Source organism: Acidobacteriota bacterium (assembly GCA_016703965.1).
GTDB lineage: Bacteria > Acidobacteriota > Blastocatellia > Pyrinomonadales > Pyrinomonadaceae > OLB17.
Window position 1 is genome coordinate 507,921 of sequence record JADJBB010000025.1, and the last position, 16,444, is coordinate 524,364.

15 protein-coding genes are annotated in these 16,444 nt (G+C 51.8%); 6 read left to right on the forward strand and 9 right to left on the reverse strand.

Annotated features, from left to right (window positions below):
• Window positions 1-40 precede the first annotated feature (40 nt).
• The 9 genes from aroF to argS form a co-directional block, all read right to left on the reverse strand.
• On the reverse strand, window positions 41-1,072 hold the full coding sequence (gene aroF / locus IPG22_19740) for a 3-deoxy-7-phosphoheptulonate synthase (GenBank protein MBK6590518.1): 1,032 nt from the start codon (window positions 1,070-1,072) through the stop codon (window positions 41-43).
• A 98-nt stretch (window positions 1,073-1,170) separates the two neighbouring features.
• Window positions 1,171-1,971 carry a tryptophan synthase subunit alpha gene (locus IPG22_19745; GenBank protein ID MBK6590519.1) on the reverse strand — a complete coding sequence of 267 codons (801 nt, stop codon included), beginning with the start codon at window positions 1,969-1,971 and terminating at the stop codon, window positions 1,171-1,173.
• 7 nt (window positions 1,972-1,978) lie between these two features.
• A complete protein-coding gene (trpB, locus tag IPG22_19750) occupies window positions 1,979-3,166 on the reverse strand; it encodes a tryptophan synthase subunit beta (protein MBK6590520.1) in 1,188 nt (395 codons plus the stop codon).
• Window positions 3,163-3,792, reverse strand: a complete 630-nt coding sequence (locus IPG22_19755) for a phosphoribosylanthranilate isomerase (GenBank protein ID MBK6590521.1) — start codon at window positions 3,790-3,792, stop codon at window positions 3,163-3,165. The genes trpB and IPG22_19755 overlap by 4 nt, the downstream gene beginning before the upstream one ends.
• 21 nt (window positions 3,793-3,813) lie before the next feature.
• Window positions 3,814-4,341, reverse strand: coding sequence for a DUF2127 domain-containing protein (locus IPG22_19760; GenBank protein ID MBK6590522.1), 528 nt, complete (start codon window positions 4,339-4,341; stop codon window positions 3,814-3,816).
• Window positions 4,338-5,126, reverse strand: coding sequence for an indole-3-glycerol phosphate synthase TrpC (gene trpC, locus IPG22_19765; protein MBK6590523.1), 789 nt, complete (start codon window positions 5,124-5,126; stop codon window positions 4,338-4,340). The genes IPG22_19760 and trpC overlap by 4 nt, the downstream gene beginning before the upstream one ends.
• A complete protein-coding gene (gene trpD / locus IPG22_19770; GenBank protein MBK6590524.1) occupies window positions 5,123-6,145 on the reverse strand; it encodes an anthranilate phosphoribosyltransferase in 1,023 nt (340 codons plus the stop codon). The genes trpC and trpD overlap by 4 nt, the downstream gene beginning before the upstream one ends.
• Window positions 6,146-7,630 (reverse strand): anthranilate synthase component I family protein, encoded by a 1,485-nt coding sequence (locus IPG22_19775; protein ID MBK6590525.1) that lies wholly within the window; start codon window positions 7,628-7,630, stop codon window positions 6,146-6,148. It abuts the gene before it with no gap.
• Between the two features lie 322 nt (window positions 7,631-7,952).
• Window positions 7,953-9,965, reverse strand: a complete 2,013-nt coding sequence (gene argS, locus IPG22_19780) for an arginine--tRNA ligase (protein MBK6590526.1) — start codon at window positions 9,963-9,965, stop codon at window positions 7,953-7,955.
• Between the two features lie 193 nt (window positions 9,966-10,158).
• On the opposite strand from argS, the gene folE reads away from it, so the two are divergent.
• From folE to IPG22_19810, 6 genes are read left to right on the forward strand one after another with little or no spacing between them, the layout of a single operon-like run.
• The gene (gene folE, locus IPG22_19785) at window positions 10,159-10,740 is read left to right on the forward strand and encodes a GTP cyclohydrolase I FolE (GenBank protein MBK6590527.1); all 582 of its coding nucleotides are present in this window, start codon (window positions 10,159-10,161) and stop codon (window positions 10,738-10,740) included.
• Between the two features lie 7 nt (window positions 10,741-10,747).
• Complete coding sequence (locus IPG22_19790; GenBank protein MBK6590528.1) at window positions 10,748-12,409, forward strand: M28 family peptidase; 1,662 nt, start codon at window positions 10,748-10,750, stop codon at window positions 12,407-12,409.
• 14 nt (window positions 12,410-12,423) lie between these two features.
• Window positions 12,424-12,594 carry a hypothetical protein gene (locus IPG22_19795; GenBank protein MBK6590529.1) on the forward strand — a complete coding sequence of 57 codons (171 nt, stop codon included), beginning with the start codon at window positions 12,424-12,426 and terminating at the stop codon, window positions 12,592-12,594.
• Window positions 12,595-14,712 carry a methionine--tRNA ligase gene (metG, locus tag IPG22_19800; protein MBK6590530.1) on the forward strand — a complete coding sequence of 706 codons (2,118 nt, stop codon included), beginning with the start codon at window positions 12,595-12,597 and terminating at the stop codon, window positions 14,710-14,712.
• Between the two features lie 22 nt (window positions 14,713-14,734).
• Entirely contained in the window at window positions 14,735-15,307 is a 573-nt protein-coding gene (locus IPG22_19805; GenBank protein MBK6590531.1) for a hypothetical protein, read from the forward strand.
• Window positions 15,307-16,134, forward strand: a complete 828-nt coding sequence (locus tag IPG22_19810) for a TatD family hydrolase (protein ID MBK6590532.1) — start codon at window positions 15,307-15,309, stop codon at window positions 16,132-16,134. Before IPG22_19805 ends, IPG22_19810 begins: the two co-directional genes overlap by 1 nt.
• Window positions 16,135-16,444: the final 310 nt, after the last annotated feature.

A 16,444-nucleotide genomic window follows, 5' to 3' on the forward strand; every position in this document is an offset into this window, starting at 1 on the left:
GGAGGCGTATGCGGATCTTTTTTGTCAGAGAATTGACTGACTAGGCAGCGGCTGAGGCCTCAGCTTCAACAACGATCAGATTTCTTATGGCTTGCACCTGTCTCACGAGATCAAGATACTGTACTGGCGTCAACGCCTGAGCCCCGTCGCACATTGCTTCCTCAGGGCAAGGATGAACTTCAATTATTAAACCATCCGCACCAACTGCGACTCCCGCACGGGCTAATGGCGTTACCATGTAATTGTGGCCCGTTCCATGCGAAGGGTCGACGATCACAGGTAAGTGCGTCATGCGATGAACCGCAGGCACGATGGAAAGATCGAGCGTATTTCGAGCATGACTTGCAAAGGTGCGGATGCCGCGTTCGCAGAGGATGACGTCGTAGTTGCCCTCGGCCATGATGTACTCGGCCGCGAGAAGAAGCTCGTCGAGGGTTGCGGACATTCCGCGTTTTAACAGTACGGGTTTTCTCGTTTTGCCGACGTACTTGAGCAGCGAGAAATTCTGCATATTTCGGGCACCGATCTGGATGCAGTCGCCGTATTTCTCCACCGCGTCAACCCCACGTTCGTCCATCGCTTCGGTGACGATATTGAGGTCGAATTGCTCGCGTACCTCAGCCAGCATCTTAACTCCGTCTTCGCCCATTCCCTGGAAAGCGTATGGAGAAGTACGTGGTTTATAAGCTCCGCCGCGAAAGAACCGGGCACCGCTTTTTGCGATCGTTTCGGCTGTCTTAAATAGCTGCTCGCGGGATTCGATCGCACAAGGACCCGCGATCATTGCAAGTTCAGAGCCTCCAATGGTTGCATTTCCGACCTTGATGACGGATTTCTCCGGCTTGATGTCCTTAGAGATCAGTTTGTAGGGCTTCGTCACGCGAATCGCGTCGGCAACACCTGGCAAATTCTCAAAATGTGCCGGATCGATGGAGCCACGATTGCCTGTGACACCGATCGCCGTGCGGTTTTCGCCCGGCAAGGTATGCCCGCGAAATCCTAACGTCTCGATCACGTGTAAAACCTTTTCAATATCCGACGCTTGAGCGGTCGGTTTCATTACGATCAACATATAAAATAACCTCTAATAAAAACTCTAAACTTGGCTCGATCCGGAATAGTGATAGGTGCGAAGTAATATATTTTAACTTAAAACCTATTACTTATAACCTATTCCGAAAATCCCGCAGCATTTGGAACAAGCCCGGCTACAAAACCTTCAACTTCTGCAACAGCCTGATCGCCGCTTTTCTCGATAACGGATACGATCGCCGATCCAACCACCGCAGCATCTGCATATTGCCAAACCTCGGAGATCTGGGCGGCAGTTGAAATGCCAAATCCGACCGCGATGGGCAGATCGGTAAACTGCTTTGTTCGATTCACCAGGTCTTCGGCCGTCGAACTCGTCGATGCCTGGGCACCGGTCACTCCGGCCCGTGAAACCGCGTAGATAAAGCCGCGAGCGTTGTCGCAAATGGCTTTTAGGCGTTCATCGGTCGTAGTCGGGGCGACGAGTGAGATGAGATCGATCCCTTGTTTTGCGAATCGTTGCGATATCGCCGCAGCTTCGTTCTCGATCACGTCGGTGAGCAGAACTCCGTCGATCCCGGCTTCGGACGCGACCTTTTCAAACTCGTCCAAGCCAAACCGCAGGATCGGATTGAAATAGCTGAACAAGACAAGCGGTACATCGCTCTGTTTCCTGAACTCGGCTGCCAGTTCCAAAACACTTGCGAGTGTAACGCCGCCCGCCAACGCGCGTTCAGACGAACGCTGGATCGTCGGCCCGTCAGCCATCGGATCACTGAAGGGAACTCCTAGTTCGATGATGTCGGCACCGAGTTCCGCAAGTTTTAGAACGATCGAAAGGGAAGTCTCCAGATCGGGATCTCCTGCCGTGACAAAAGGAATGAAACCCTTCCGGTCTTTTTCTTTTAATTCCTCAAATTTTGAGCTGATTCGACTCATTGTGATTCTAGACTCCCAACTCTTCGCGAACGGTATTAATATCCTTGTCGCCGCGGCCTGAAAGATTGACGATCATGACGGAATCGCGGCTCATTTCTGGGGCGATCTTCATCGCGTGAGCGATCGCATGCGAGGATTCGAGGGCCGGAATGATGCCTTCGGTTTCGGAGAGCGTTTTGAATGCGGCGAGGGCTTCCGTGTCGTTCGCCGAGACGTATTCAACTCGTGAAATATCATGCAAATGAGCATGTTCCGGCCCGATCGAAGCGTAATCTAGCCCGGCGGAGACCGAATGTGTCAGAGCGATCTGGCCGTTGTTATCCTGAAGCAGATAGCTTTTCGTGCCCTGCAGAACCCCGACATCGCCGTCGGTCATAAATCTCGCGGCGTGTTCCCCGATCGCTGCTCCACGGCCGCCGGCTTCGACGCCGATCATTCTAACGTCGTCGTTCAGAAACGCGTGAAACAAACCGATCGCATTCGAACCGCCGCCGACACAGGCAACCAAAACGTCCGGCAAACGATCTTCTTTATCAATGATCTGCTCGCGAGCCTCGCGACCGATGATGCTCTGAAAATCGCGAACCATCAGCGGATAAGGATGCGGCCCGAGAGCTGAACCGAGCAGATAATACGTCGTGTCGACATTCGTCACCCAATCACGCAACGCCTCATTGATCGCGTCTTTCAGAGTACACGAGCCCGAATCCACGCCGCGAACCTCAGCCCCGAGCAAACGCATTCTAAAGACGTTCACTTCCTGCCGCCGCATGTCCTCGGTGCCCATGTAAACGACGCAATCGAGCCCGAACAACGCACAAACGGTAGCGGTCGCAACGCCGTGCTGTCCGGCCCCCGTCTCGGCAATGATCCGCCGTTTGCCCATTCGCTGAGCGAGCAGGATCTGGCCGAGGCAGTTGTTGATCTTGTGCGCACCGGTGTGGTTTAGGTCTTCGCGCTTGAGATAGATCTTGGCACCTCCAAGTGTTTCGGTCAGGCGTTTTGCAAAATATAGAGGCGATGGCCGCCCGGTAAAATTCTGATGCAGATCATTGAGCTCCGCATGAAACGCCGCATCATCACGCACCGCAAAGTACGCGGATGTCAGCTCATCCAGCGGAGCGACCAACGTTTCCGGCACAAACCGTCCGCCATATTCGCCCCAAAAGCCGTGTTCATCTGGCTCGTAATTCATAGTGCTTCCTTGGCGGCTTCAATAAATGCCGCAACCTTCGCGGGATCCTTTTCGCCTGGTGAAGATTCAACTCCGCTGGCGACATCGACGGCAAATGGCCGAACTTCGCGAATCGCTTCCGCGACGTTTTCTGGCGTCAAGCCACCTGCCAGATAAACGCGGTCCACCAATTCCGCGACCTGCCTTGCAACCGTCCTGTCAATCGTCATTCCTGTGCCACCGCGTTCTACATCTGAAAAGGCATCGAGCAAGATCGCGTCGGCCTTATATTTCAATACGTTCCTCGGTTCAAAACCCTGACCGATCCGAACTGCCTTTATTATCGTCGCGTCCGACTCCAGCCGTAGCGACTCTATAAACTCGGGCGTTTCGTCGCCGTGAAGTTGAACTGTGTCGAGCTGCGCCGTGTCTTCGATCTCGACTATTTCCTCAACGCTTGCGTTCACAAATACACCGATCTTTTCCACCCGCATCGTGACCTTCTCAACGATCGCGGCGGCATCGCTTGGAGCAATATATCTTTTGCTGCCCTTGTAAAAATTGAATCCTATCGCGTCCGCACCGTTATCTGCCGCCTGTTGAGCGTCGTCGAGATTGGTTATTCCGCAGATCTTTGTTTTGATCATGATTTTTAATGCAAAGAACAACTATTTCTCATTTTCCTCTGCTTTCTCTGCGACTGATATTTCTTTTTTCTCATCCGTTAAACGCGTCACGAGATACCAAACGATGAATACATTCAAAACCAGCAGAGCAACGCGAACCCATGTAAATTTTTCGTAGATCTCATAGATCTCGATCGGTATAAAGAGCGAGGTCGCGATCGCGGTCAGGTATTCGGCCCAGCGTTTTTGAATCCAGAGGCCGATTCCTTCCGTAAAGAGCAGGCAAGAATATCCAAATGCGACGCCGCTCATCTGCATTAGCTGCGTGTTGCCAACGCCTGAGAGTTTATCGAGAGCTGACTGAACATACTTATTCGCGATGTCGATACCATGCCGCGTTACAAAATCGGTCGCCCAAGCCTCAACGTCGCGGCCCAGCAGCGTCAGGAGCTTTATCCCGATCGCCACCAGGATCGCACCCTTGACCACTTTCATTACCGAGATGAAATAAATCGTCCACGTGCGTTCGCGGGGCGTCTGGTTTCTATATCTTAAATGCGGCTTATTCAAACCCAGGCTCCTAAGGTTTCGCTGGCATTTCCGGTTCGCATCAAGGTCTCACCTATCAAAAAGCCGTTAAATCCGAGTTCCTTTAGCTCGTCGATCTCATCTTTTGTCGATAGACCACTTTCCGAGATCATCAAAACGCCTTCGGGCCGCAGGCCGATCAATTCGCGTGAAACATCAAGCGAAACTTCGAGAGTTTGCAGGTTTCTATTGTTGACTCCTATGATCTTTGCGTCGATCTTCCGAGCTGTTTCCAGTTCGTCGGCGGTATGGATCTCAACCAGTGAATCCAAGCCGAGCCCGTCCGCGATCGCTGAGAACTCTCTAAGCTCTGTCTCGCTCAGTGCAGCCACGATCAAGAGTATCGCATCTGCGCCGGCGGCGGCCGCTTCGTAGATCTGGTAGCTGTCAACCATGAAATCCTTACGCAAAACCGGAATGTCTACCGTTTTTGCCGCCAAGACAAGATCCGCGATCTCGCCGCTGAAATACTCGCTTTCGGTTAGAACGGATATCGCAGCGGCACCGCCTGCCGCATAATTGCCGGCGACCTTAGCGACGTCAATGTCTGCATTAATAACGCCCTTTGATGGCGAAGCCCGTTTGATCTCGGCGATGATGTTCGTTCGGCCACTGTGAGATAAAGCCACCCGAAAACGATTCGCTTCCTTTGACGCCCGCACTCTCCTGGCTCGCCGCTCGATCGCCGCTGCATAGCCGAGCGATCTCGTCCTTTCAACCCTTTCGCGGGTTTTGGTGACTATTTTATTTAAGAATGTCTCAATCATTTCTGGTTTACTGAAAGAGTGTTAAGTTTTTGCAACGCCGAACCGCTTCTAATACTTGCTTTTGCCAGTTCATAACACTCCGGCAGCGTGTCGGCTCTTCCGGCGACTAAGATAGCCGCGGCGGCATTGAGCAGTACCAGCCTTTCCACATCGCGGTCTGCCATCTCGTTACTTAGGACAGCTCTGATGATCTTCGCACTTTCAGCGGCCGAACACTGCTCCGGCAGATCTTTTCCAAGAGTAAAAACATCAAAATCCGCGGCACTGATATCAAAAATATCGACCTTGCCATCTGAGACCTCCGCGACGAGCGTTGTACCCTTCAAACTGATCTCGTCCAGTCCATTCTCACCATAGACGACCCAGGAACGATCCGCTCCAAGACGCAAGAGCACATTTGCGGTGCTTTCGAGCAGGTGTTTGTCCCAAACCCCGATCACATGATGCGGGGCAGAAGCAGGATTGCAGAGCGGGCCTAGATTATTAAAGATCGTCGGCCTTCCAAGTGAGCGGCGAGCCGCTGCGAGCGTAGGCGACAACGCATGAAAACGCGGAGCGAACATAAAACAGATTCCGTGCTCATTCAAATGTTCTTCGGCGATCGTGGGGTCAACGTCAATTTCTATACCGAGTTCGGAAAGTACGTTGGCACTTCCGGAATTACTTGTCGCCGCACGGTTGCCGTGTTTCGCAACTGGCAGGCCCGATCCTGCAATGACGAACGAGGCTGCTGTTGAAACGTTGAAGGTTTTAGATAGACTGCCACCGGTTCCCACTGTGTCAACAAATGTAGAGTGTACAGAATTGACGCGCTTCATACGGTGGCGCATCAGGTGGGCGAATGCGAATAGCTCATCTTCGGACGTGCCTTTTTCGCCCCATGCCGCAAGAACCTCGGCGATCACCATCTGGTTCGTGCTGCCGATCAAAGCGTCAAACAAAGTCTCAGCCTCGTCGACCGGGATGTCCGAGCCGAGCTGAAATTCTCCTAGGTAATGATCTAAGATCCTGTCGTTCATTTATACGGTTCCACTTTCCGCTATCTCCAACGCTCTCAGCAACACCTTCGCCTTATTCACTGTCTCATCAAATTCCAGCGAAGGTACCGAATCCGCCACGATCCCGGCTCCCGCTTGGATCTTCGCGACACCATTTTCGAGCACCAGCGTGCGGATCGCGATGCACGTGTCCATATTTCCCGAATAATCAAAATATCCGACCGCACCCGAATAAACGCCGCGTGCGGTTGGCTCGAGGCCGCGAATTATCTCGATCGCACGCACCTTTGGAGCCCCCGAAACCGTCCCGGCGGGGAAGCATGCCGCGAGGGCGTCGAAACGATCGAGCCCACTCTTCAACTTCGCCGAAAGCGAGCTGACCAGATGCTGAACGTGTGAATATTTTTCGACGTTCATCAGCGTATCGACTTTAACGCTGCCGTATTCGGCGACGCGTCCGAGGTCGTTGCGGCCAAGATCCACCAGCATCAGATGCTCTGCGACTTCCTTTTTGTCGCGACGCATTTCTCCTGCCAACGCCTCATCCTCGGCGGCGTCTTTGCCGCGATGACGTGTTCCGGCGATCGGACGATATTCGAGCCGTTCATTCTCACAGCGAACCAGCATCTCAGGCGACGCACCAACGATCGACTGCTCTTCAAATTTTAACAGGAACATGTACGGCGACGGATTCAGCGAACGAATTGCCCGATATATCGCCACCGGCGAAGCGTTGGTCTGCTTCGTAAAACATTGCGATAGAACGACTTGGTAACATTCACCGGCGGCGATCAATTCCTTGATCTTGTCAACGGCGGATTCGAAATCGGCACGCTTCCAGTTTGAAGTGATGTCGTTATTGGTCGAGGAGTCGGTATTTGGCGGAATGATCAGCTCGCCGTGTTCGAGCTTTTGCTTGATTGCTTGATTATTTGACCTTGCTGTCCCATACAAAGCCTCAAGCGAGATATCATCGCCAGCCTCATCGGGAAAGACGAGTGAAATGATCTTGATCACCTGCTTCGCATGGTCGAACGCAACGATCGAGCGAAAGAACATAAAAGCCGCATCATCTCGAACGTCATCTCTTTTATCACCGCGATTTAACGAAGGCTCAAACCATTCCGAACAAGCAAATCCAAGAAATCCGATCGCACCGCCGATGAATGACGGCAGATCAGGGTCGGCGGCAGCGTGTCGTTCGGAAAAGTGGGTTTTTAGGAAGGGGATCGTACCGTTGTCGGTATATTGGTCTCCGTCCTCCGTTGTGATGAACGTTGAGGTTTCATTGCCACGCAGAACGCTCTCAGGATCGGCACCGATGAATGAATACCGTGCAAGAGTCTTGCCGCCTTCGACCGATTCGAGCAGGAACGAATTCCGAGACGCGGCCGACAGCTTCAGATAGACCGAGAGCGGCGTCAGCAGGTCGGCGGGCATGGTTTCGACGACGGGGACGACGTTTGCCAGCTTTGCCTTCTCAAGAAATGTTGAAAGATCGCTCATAAAAATACAAAACGCCGCTCGTTTTTCATTCGAGCGGCGCCTGGTGTAAAAGTTTTCGAATCCAGCTAAACGAATACTATCGTCTCGTCCGAGATCAAAACCCAACGGGCACCGCCAATCGCCACCAACCGAAGTCAGCTCGCCAATTGGCCACCGTATAGTATTTTGCCTGAACAGAATTCACTACAAGGTTTTTAGCAAACGGCGAAGCGGTCTGTCAAATCGGGTCAGATCCGCCTGCGTAAGTGGGCGGAACGTACCCGGGCACTAAGCCTCTATTTGTTAAAAGTGAATTCCGCCCGCTCACGCAGGCGGTTCTGACTTACATCTTCTCCGGAACTTCGATTCCCAGCGTAGCAAGAGCTGAGGTCAACGAACGCCGAGCCATACCGGCTACAACGATCAAAACCGCCCGTTTCGTATCGTCCGGTTCGATCAGGATCTTGTGATTGTGATAGAAAAGGTTGAACGCCCTGGCGAGCGTAAATGTATATTTTGCGAGAATTGCGGGCTCGTTCGAGATCGCGGCTGCTTCGACTGTTTCTTCGAGTCGCGAGGCTAGAACAGCCATCGACCAGATATCGCCGCCCGTCTCGGTCGCGAGAATTGCTTCGACTCCGCCAAGGTCTGCGATCCGCGAACGGCACGCGTCAACACTGTCTTTTTCAGCAAGTTTTCTAAAGATCGAATTCGCTCGAACCGCTGAATACTGGCAAAAGCAACCAGTCTCGCCCTCGAACGACAACGCTTCCTTAAAGTCGAAAACGATAACCGTATTTCGTGTGAATTTGAGTAGAAAATACCTTAATGCACCGACCGCAAGTTGATGAGCAATAAGGGCTTTCTCGGCCTCCGGGGCGTCGGCATGACGTGACTCAACTTCCGCGAAAGCGTTAGCTTCGAGGCGATCGATGAGGTCGTCAGCCTTGACGCCTAAGCCCTTTCGGCCGCTCATCTCGATGAACGGGCGCTTTCTGTTTTCATCCGAGAGAGCAAAGCCAAGTTCTTCAGCGGCTGCCGGCGACAGAGCGACCATTTCGTACGAAAGGTGAATGCTCGCCTTTTCACCACGCTCCGGCGATATCGCCGCAACTCCCTTCCGTACAATATCTTGCGGATACGACTGCCGCGAATCGATCACGTTATAGATCGTCTCGCCGCCCCCGAATGGAGGGTGAGCAACCTGCTCGCCCTGATTCGCAGTAGTGATCCAAACGTCCTTACCATTCGCGTAAGTGTGAAAATGCTTGTAGTTGAAATCAAGCCCAAGGATTCCCAGCTTCCACATCTGATACGCAATGTCTTTGCCAGTGTAAGTCACTGTCCCGTTTGATCTTACGAGGATCTTGTCGGTTTCGTTATCTTCGTTGCCGGAATGTTCTTCGAACGGCATCACCCAGCATCCGGCCTGTTTGCCTTCGGTCTCATAACGGATCACGCCGAGCTGTTTCATTTGTTCGAACGCCTTGTCCCAAAAATGCAGATGCAGGATCTCGGATTCACGTGGAAGCAGGTCGTAACGGATCGAAAGGCGTTCCATAGTGTCGAGAATACACTCGACATTACGGGTCGCAACGAAATCGGCAAGCTCCGCCGTTTCGTTACCGCCTTCTTCGATCAAATGCAGAACTTCGGCACGTTTTTCCTTGAGTTCTTCGTTCGTCTGGTACTCGATGCCAACCTTGGTGTAAAGGTCCCAGCAGTAATAGTCGAAAGTCTTACCCGACGCCGTAAGTTCTTTATCGAGTTTCTTTATAGCACTCAGATTCATGTGTTCAATGAACACAAATCCTACCACCACATCCGCTACCTGAACGCCGGTATTGTCGATATAGTTCTGGATCTCAACTCGTTTACCGGTCGCCGTAAGGATTCGTTGAAATGTATCTCCAAGCACCGAATTCCGCACGTGCCCGATATGAGCAGACTTGTTCGGGTTGACCGAAGTGTGTTCCACGCAGACTTTAACTGCATCAGGTTCGAGCGAAGACGCAAGGTTCGGCAGTGGTTCAGCCGCCGCGTTATCTGCCAGAAACTTTGCCCGGTCAAAGAAAACGTTCAAATATCCGGCACCGGCAACCTCAACCTTTCCAACGGAATCCATTGACTCGAGAGCTGCCTTCAATGTTTCGGCAATTTCACGCGGATTCTTCTTTTCGCCGGTTGCCTGTTTGATCTTTTTCGCGAGTTCGAACCCGACGGGAAAGGCGAGATCACCGAGTTCCGTTTTCGGCGGGGTTTCGGCGGCGATCATTTCCGGTTCGACTCCGAATTGAGCGATGGCGGTCGAACGAACGGCTTCGCGAAGGGCGGTTTGAATTTCTGTAATGGTCATTAGATTGTTGTCACGTGCAGTAAAATAAACGGTAATTATAAACTTTTGCGATGTGCATAAGCAAAACGGCCCCAGTTCGTAATAAGTGAGAAGTGATACGTGAAAAGTTATAACTTCTCACCTACAGCTATCACTTATTCCGAGGGGCTCCAAACTTTAGCTTTCGCCCCAAAAACGCTAGAATCAGACGTTTATGGCAAAGAAGATCAAGAATAAGATCGATCTGAAAAAGATCGCTGAGGGCGTTCGGTTGATGCTCGAAGGGATGGGCGAGGATCCAGAACGTGACGGTTTGAAGAAAACTCCGGAACGGGTCGCCGATTTTTACGCCGAACTGACCGAGGGGATGTGGATCGACCCGAAAGAGCACATAGTGGCTCTGCCCGGTGATTCGCATGACGAGATGGTGATCGTCAAGGACATTTCGTTCTCGTCCGTGTGCGAGCATCATTTGGCCCCGTTTATCGGGAAATGCCACATCGCCTACATTCCAAAGGGCGGCCGCATCGTCGGACTTTCGAAACTTGCGCGTATCGCCGAGGTGTTTTCAAAACGTCTGCAGTTGCAGGAGCGGCTGACCCAGCAGATCGCCCAGACACTGTTCGACAATCTCGATCCGATCGGCGTAATGGTTGTTTTGGAAGCTGAGCATACATGCATGACGATACGCGGCGTGAAAAAACCTGGTGCGGTGACGATAACGTCGGCTGTTCTCGGCGGCTTTAGAAAGGATTCGCGAACGCGGGCTGAGGCGATGAGTTTGATCAAGGGTTAAGAGTTTTATGAAGAGAATAACTGTGTTATTTGTGATATTTACGTTCGTTGTGTCATTTGTTTTCGCACAGGATCGCACGGGCGATTTTGACGCGAACAAGATGCGTGAACGCGTGAAACGTCTCTCTGCCGATGATTTTGAAGGCCGCGGTCCTGGTACTGCAGGCGGCAAGCGAGCGGCCCAATACATCGCCGATCAAATGAAAGCGAGCGGCGTTAAGCCGGGCAATAAGGGTAGTTATTTCCAAAACGTAAAGCTCGTAGGAATCAAGGCCGATCCGAACACGCAGCTTACTGCGACAATCACGAAAGGCCCGACGAATATGTATTTCAAGTTCGGCGATGATTTCGTGGCAACGACCGGGGCCCAAACGGCGGACGTTTCGGTGAATTCCGAGATCATTTTCATGGGCTACGGCGTCGACGCTCCGCTTTACAAATGGAACGACTACAAGGGCGATCCGGAGCAGTACAAAGGTAAGGTGTTGATGATCCTCGTCAACGACCCGCCCGCGACTGCCGCCGAACCGAATCTTTTTGGCGGTAATGCTCTAACCTATTACGGACGTTGGACTTACAAATATGAGGAAGCCGCTCGTCGCGGTGCGGCTGGCGTTATTCTCGTGCACACGAATGAATCCGCCGGTTACGGCTGGAACGTCGTCCGAACCTCTAACGGCAATTGGCGTTACGAAATTGCCCGCACGAAAACCGACAAAACGCCCTTCCTGAACTTCCGGGCATGGATGACGAATGACGCGGCCACAAAGCTCGCCAGCATCAGCCATCTCGACCTGGAACAACTCAAACAACAGGCAAAGAGCCGCGATTTTAAGCCGGTGAATCTCGGCGTGACGGCGAATCTGAATTTGAAAAGCGAATTGACGACCTTTGATTCGCCAAATGTCGTCGGCGTTATCGACGGCAGCGATTCGAAGCTCAAGAGTGAATACGTCCTTTTCTCAGGCCACTGGGATCATCTCGGGATCGGCGAAGCCGACGCAACTGGTGACAAGATCTACAACGGGGCATATGACAACGCGTCAGGTATTGCAGCAATTCTTGGGATCGCCGATGTCATAAACAAGATGCCGGCAAAACAGCGGCCGAAGCGTTCGACAGTGTTCTTTTTCCCTACTGCTGAAGAGCAAGGGTTGCTGGGAGCCGAGTATTTTGCTGAAAAACCACTCTTCCCGCTTAACAAAATAGCAGGGAATGTAAATATCGATGGGGTTAATTTCTTCGGAAAAACAAAGGATTTTTCAGCTCTCGGAGCCGAGCGTTCTTCGCTTGGAATTTTTGTCGATGAAGTCGCGAGCGAGCGAAAAATGACGGTCGAGGGTGATATGCGGCCTGAACAGGGATTCTTTTTCCGTTCGGACCATTTTCCATTTGCAAAATCGGGCGTACCGGCTATTTCGTTGCGACATGGTGATGATTTTCTAACGCCGCTGACCGGCGAGGCTTTGAATTTTTTCAGTAATTACAACGCCAAATATTATCACCAGCCGTCCGATCAGTATTACGATTGGTGGGATGCCGGAGCGATGGTTCAGAATGCCGAACTCGGCCTCGCGATCGCACTTAAGATAGCAAATTCGCCGACGTTGCCGAGGTATAAGGACACGGATGAGTTTTCGGCACCGGATAAGAAGCGATTTATGAAATAGTACGGATAGGAGTTATGGTTTACAGCGTTGAAGAGGCACAGGACAAGCTCGAACATCTAATTGCGATGGCGTTTAATGGCGAACAAGTTCTCATTAAGCAAGGTGAGGATATTGTTCGCGTCGAGCCGATCGACGACCGTTTGATTCCGGGCAAATATTGGACAGCTGAAGATTTTTACGAATAGATGAGCAACACTTTCTACATCACAACTCCCATTTACTACGCGAACAGCCTACCGCATCTGGGCCATCTGTACACGACGATCGTGGCGGATGCGGTGCGGCGGTATAAGAAACAGCGTGGTTTTGACACGTATTTTCTGACCGGAACGGACGAGCACGGGATAAATATCCAGCGTGCGGCCGAGAAAAATGGCCGGACGCCGCAGGAGCAGGTCGATCTGATCGCGGGCGAGTTGAAGCGGATGTTCCACGATTTCCGGCTCGATACCGAGAATGGCGGTTACGACATTTTCATGCGGACGACAGAGCCGTTCCATTACGAAGGCGTCCAGCATCTGTGGCAGGAAATTGCCAAAAATAAGACACCGAAAGGGAACGAGACGATCTACAAAGGCTTTTACGAAGGCTGGTTCTGTGCGCCTTGTGCGGAATTTAAGACCGAGGATCAATATTACACGCCCGAAGGCTCGGACACGCCTAATTGCCTTATTCACGAACACCCGCTCGACAAGATCGCGGAGGAGAGCTATTTCTTTCGTCTGTCGGATTATGATGAATTTTTGATCGATCTGATCGAAGGCGATTTAAGTCTGGTTAGGCCCGAGGCCCGTAAGAATGAGGTTCTCTCGTTCGTTCGCGGCGGTTTGCAGGATCTTTCGATCAGCCGGCAAAAATCGTCGGTGTCGTGGGGAATTCCCGTTCCGGGCGATGAGAATCATGTGATGTATGTCTGGATGGACGCGCTGACCAACTACATCACGGCCCTGGGTTATGGCAACGCGGAGAAAGCGTCGGTTGGATTTGAGAAATACTGGCAGAATGTCGTGCACTTGGTTGGCAAAGATATATTGCGGTTTCACACCGTATATTGGTTCTCGTTCCTGAACGCTGCCGGATTGCCGCTGCCTAAAACGGTTTTCGCTCACGGCATGTGGCTCGACGCCGATGGCCGAAAGATGGGCAAGACAATGGGTAACGTTATCGAAGTTGATGTTTTACATGAACATTTTCAGGTAGATGCTCTGCGTTATTTTGTGCTGCGGGATATGGTCTTTGGGCAGGATGGGAAGTTCGGCTACGAAAACCTGATCGACCGTGCGAATGCTGATCTCGCTAGCGGTTTAGGGAACCTCGCGAGCCGTACATTCTCGATGATCACGAAATACCGCGACGGTTTGATCCCGAGTGGCAAGATCGGGGAAGAAAACTACATTAACGCCAAACGAGCAGGAGTCAGTCCCGACGATCAGGAACTTGCGTCGGTGGTCGAGCATGCACGCGACGAGTTCATTCGCAGGTACGATAATTTCGAATTCAGCCTGGCTCTCGAAACCGTTTGGACGGTTATCGCCCGCGTCGATAAGCTGATCTCGGATTCTAAACCGTGGGAGCTTATCAAGGACGAAAAGCAAGCCGAAACGCTCAATGCTGTGCTCTATCGAGCCTGCGAAACGCTCCGTTGGCTTTGTGTCCAACTTTATCCGGTAATGCCGGATGCATCCAAAAACATCTACGGCCAGATCGGCCTCAGCGAAGACATCGCCACGCTCGATCCGGCAAACTTAAAATGGGGCGAGCTCGCCCCCGGAACCAAGATCGGCGAAACCGTTGGAGTTTTCCCGAGAATCGATAAGAAGAAAGTTATGAACGAAATCAGTGAGCAGTTAGCAGTTAGCAGTGACCAGTCGGCAGTCGCGAAAAAGTCAGTACCACCCGCGGTCGCGGGTGGGGCCGTTTCTGAACAACCAGCTACGATCAACGATCAACCATCAACCGACGACAACTTCATCACAATTGATGATTTCCTAAAAGTCGATCTTCGCGTCGGCGAGATCAAGGTCGCCGAACGCATTCCAAAGGCGGACAAGCTGCTCCGCTTCGAGATCGACCTCGGCGAAGAAAAACCACGCCAGATCCTCGCTGGCCTCGCCGAATACTACGACCCCGAAACCCTCATCGGCCGCAAAGTCGTCGTCGTCGCCAACCTCAAACCACGAATGATGCGCGGCCTCGAATCCCAAGGCATGATCTGCGCCGCGTCGCTCGAAGATAATTCCGGCCCGAAACCGGCGTTGGCGGCGTTTTTGGAGGATGTTGAGGTCGGGGCGAGATTGAAGTAGCACTTATTATAGGCAGGTGAGCATGAAACAACTAAAAATTGCCATCGCATTTTTGATACTGCTTGTTAGTGGAGGTCATGTCTTTTCACAAGATGGACCGCCACCACCGCCGCCTCCTTTGATCTGGAAAGCCCCGGCTTCTTCCGAGGTGAAGAGATATATCAATTCGGCTCATAAATTTTCAGTTGATTTCATTGGTGATCCTTCGGTTAGCGAAGGTATTGGTGTCATGTCTCACTATACCGTGAAACGGCCCGGATCGCTGATGTATGTCAGGGTAATTGAATTTGCAAAGGAAGATCTTCAAAAGGTCACGGTTCCCGAGATCATTCAGCAAGTCAAGTCGGCTTATGGAACGACTCTGAAATATTCGATTGTTGACCTTCTAAGCGAAAAGTCCGATGCGATCGAGTTCTCGGCCTCGGATACGTTCCATATTCGACGAGTCAATGCCAGAGTTGTAAACGGAAAACTCTATGAACTTTACATTGATGTCACCAACTGGCATATCTTGAAGGATCATTACCCAGAAAAAGTTAAAGCATTTAACGAGGAAGCCAATCGCTTTTTCAAGTCGTTTGAGTTACAAAAATGATTCTTATCGATTCCCACTGCCACATAGACGGCGAACAGTTTGACGAGGATCGCGACGAGGTTGTTCGGCGGGCTCGTGAGGCTGGGGTAGTGGCGATGTTGAATATTGGCACGGGCGATCCGGGTACGGATGATTTTCGGCGGGCCGTGGCTGTGGCGGAGAAATACGACCACGTTTATTCGGCGGTCGGGGTTCATCCGCATGATGCGAAGCTTTATGATGACGCGGCCGAGGAGCATTTGCTTGAGCTGGCGAAGAGCGATAAGGTGATCGCTTGGGGTGAGATCGGGTTGGATTATTACTACGATCATTCGCCGAGGGATGTTCAGCGGGATGTTTTTCGGCGGCAGATACGAACGGCGAGGTCGCTCGGGCTGCCGATCATTATTCACAGTCGCGATGCGGATGATGAGACGGTTGAGATACTCACGGAGGAATGTTCTGAAATAGCTGATAGCGGAAAGCTGATATCTGAAAGCGGTTTTCCTGGCGGAATCATGCATTGTTTTGGCGGTACGCCCGCGATGGCTGAGGATCTGATGAAGATCGGTTTCATGATCTCATTTGCCGGGAACGTTACGTTTAAAAAAGCCGAGAATCTTCGTGAGTCGGCTCGCGTCGTCCCGCTCGACCGGCTTTTGATCGAGACTGATTGCCCGTTTCTCACGCCCGTACCATTTCGCGGAAAGCGAAACGAGCCCAGCTTTGTCGCACACACCGCCAGGTTTCTTGCTGAGCTTCACGGCGTGGATGTCGAGACATTCGCAGATGCTACGACGAATAACTTCCTGCGATTCTTTAACCTCGAATTGCCGACAAAGCCGTAACCGTCTTCATACTTCGAGCGGAGATATTCCGAGGTTTTGCGACCCATCGTGTTGCATAGATAAAAGATGCAACAATCCGTGATATGATTTCGTAGGAAAGATCGTGAGGTTTGTCTGTTCGATCTGCAAAACCGTGCCACAAGATACAAATTGGCATGATTTTTGGATTGAGAATATGAGTTCGAAATATTTTTTTACAAAAATCGTTAGAATGGATGGTGGATGCAGGAGTAACTCTCGTATATACAACATTTACGCTGTCCACACTAGGAGTGGACAAGCGGTGGACAAGCGGTGGACAGCGAGTGGA

Coding starts and splice junctions, on each gene's coding strand:
- IPG22_19790 (MBK6590528.1), top strand. CDS start 10,748: ATGAAGAGAATAACTGTGTTATTTGTGATATTTACGTTCGTTGTGTCA.
- IPG22_19775 (MBK6590525.1), bottom strand. CDS start 7,630: ATGAGCGATCTTTCAACATTTCTTGAGAAGGCAAAGCTGGCAAACGTC.
- aroF (MBK6590518.1), bottom strand. CDS start 1,072: ATGTTGATCGTAATGAAACCGACCGCTCAAGCGTCGGATATTGAAAAG.
- IPG22_19795 (MBK6590529.1), top strand. CDS start 12,424: ATGGTTTACAGCGTTGAAGAGGCACAGGACAAGCTCGAACATCTAATT.
- IPG22_19805 (MBK6590531.1), top strand. CDS start 14,735: ATGAAACAACTAAAAATTGCCATCGCATTTTTGATACTGCTTGTTAGT.
- metG (MBK6590530.1), top strand. CDS start 12,595: ATGAGCAACACTTTCTACATCACAACTCCCATTTACTACGCGAACAGC.
- trpD (MBK6590524.1), bottom strand. CDS start 6,145: ATGAACGACAGGATCTTAGATCATTACCTAGGAGAATTTCAGCTCGGC.
- IPG22_19755 (MBK6590521.1), bottom strand. CDS start 3,792: ATGATCAAAACAAAGATCTGCGGAATAACCAATCTCGACGACGCTCAA.
- IPG22_19745 (MBK6590519.1), bottom strand. CDS start 1,971: ATGAGTCGAATCAGCTCAAAATTTGAGGAATTAAAAGAAAAAGACCGG.
- folE (MBK6590527.1), top strand. CDS start 10,159: ATGGCAAAGAAGATCAAGAATAAGATCGATCTGAAAAAGATCGCTGAG.
- argS (MBK6590526.1), bottom strand. CDS start 9,965: ATGACCATTACAGAAATTCAAACCGCCCTTCGCGAAGCCGTTCGTTCG.
- trpC (MBK6590523.1), bottom strand. CDS start 5,126: ATGATTGAGACATTCTTAAATAAAATAGTCACCAAAACCCGCGAAAGG.
- trpB (MBK6590520.1), bottom strand. CDS start 3,166: ATGAATTACGAGCCAGATGAACACGGCTTTTGGGGCGAATATGGCGGA.